The following is a 1247-nucleotide window of genomic DNA, read 5'->3' as shown; positions in this document are numbered from 1 at the left end:
GCGTTGGATACGCCCATGGGGGCGTTGGATTCGGACCCGGACGCCGACGCCAGATAGCTGCATTCCCATTGTCACGAGCCGGTGCCTCTGTGGTCCGCAATCGGTCCGCAAGGGCACCGGCCGCAGCTTGAGGTCACCAATGCCACCAATTGTCAAACCCACCGGCCAGCCGATGACACCATCTCTCGCCATCGACACCCAATCCAGGCAAACGCCGAGAAGCACCAGCTCAAAAACCGTTGTGGCCCATGATCAGCCAGGCTTACACGACCAAACGCTCATCGGCAGGAGCCGACGTTTCACCGACCTCAGATCGGCTCGGCTCGTTGATCTTTGGCCAGTCGCGCTGGCCGATTCGGTCAGCGCGACCAGCGGCAAGATAGTGCGTTCTCCGATGGGCGACGAGGATCGGGCAAGGGTGATTCTCACGAGGTGATGCGGCCCGCTGCTTCGGCATTGGCGACCGCGATGGCGCCCATATCCTCCAGGGCGGGTCGAATGGCCTTGCCAAGGTAGCCGGTGACGAAACCCGAGAAGGGGCGCGCCCACCACGAGAAGTCGATACCGGCTCGGTAGTGGACGCGGCAACTGGTGGCGCTGACAGGTTCGACCGTCACCCGTTCCATGAATCTTGAAAACACGCCCGGCCGAACGGTATTCGCAGTGAAGGACCACAGTGTCGGCTCCTCCCAGCCGATGAAGGTCTCGGTCAAACCGCCCAATCCGTAGAGCCACACGACCTTGCGGGTGGCGCCGACGCCGTGTTCGGGGTCCGAAGTCGGGACGACCTTGGTGACGATCCAGCCGAGCCACTTCTCGCCACCGCGGTTGTCCTTCAATACGTCGAACACGTTCGCAGCCGACGTCGCGACCTCGACCGTGCAGTTGACCTGGTAAGGCGCCGACTCGGCGAATTCCAGGGTCACAGGTTCCGTTTTCGCCATGACCGTGTCCCTTCGAGTGATGAGAGAACAGTTGCTGACCGGCTCAGACAGGAATGGTGAGGATGCCTTCATCAGATTCACGCCGCCTCCGGGGACGGCTGTTCAGCGAATATTACGCGACCGTAGCAATTAGCGACCGTGTATGTGCTCTGGATTACTGGCCGCGCGTCTTGCGTGCCGCGTCACTGTACGCGCGCCGAAAATCCGCAGGGGATGCGATGGTGACGCCGCACGAAACTCGGTGTGGTTTCAATAGGTCAGCGCAACAATGGTTTTGTTCAGGCGAAACAGGTGATGCGTGAT

1 protein-coding gene is annotated in these 1247 nt (G+C 61.2%); it reads right to left on the bottom strand.

The genetic code is table 11. The annotated features are described in order from the left end of the window. Nucleotides 1-425 precede the first annotated feature (425 nt). Nucleotides 426-1016, bottom strand: coding sequence for an SRPBCC family protein (locus ACYVN4_RS45210; protein ID WP_460730510.1), 591 nt, complete (start codon nt 1014-1016; stop codon nt 426-428). Between the last annotated feature and the right edge of the window lie 231 nt (nt 1017-1247).

The organism is Nocardia heshunensis (genome assembly GCF_054782115.1).
This window is presented reverse-complemented; position numbering and strand designations above follow the sequence as displayed.

What these genes read in the sequence shown, in the direction of transcription:
- ACYVN4_RS45210 (WP_460730510.1), bottom strand. Translation starts at nt 1,016, where the DNA reads ATGAAGGCATCCTCACCATTCCTGTCTGAGCCGGTCAGCAACTGTTCT.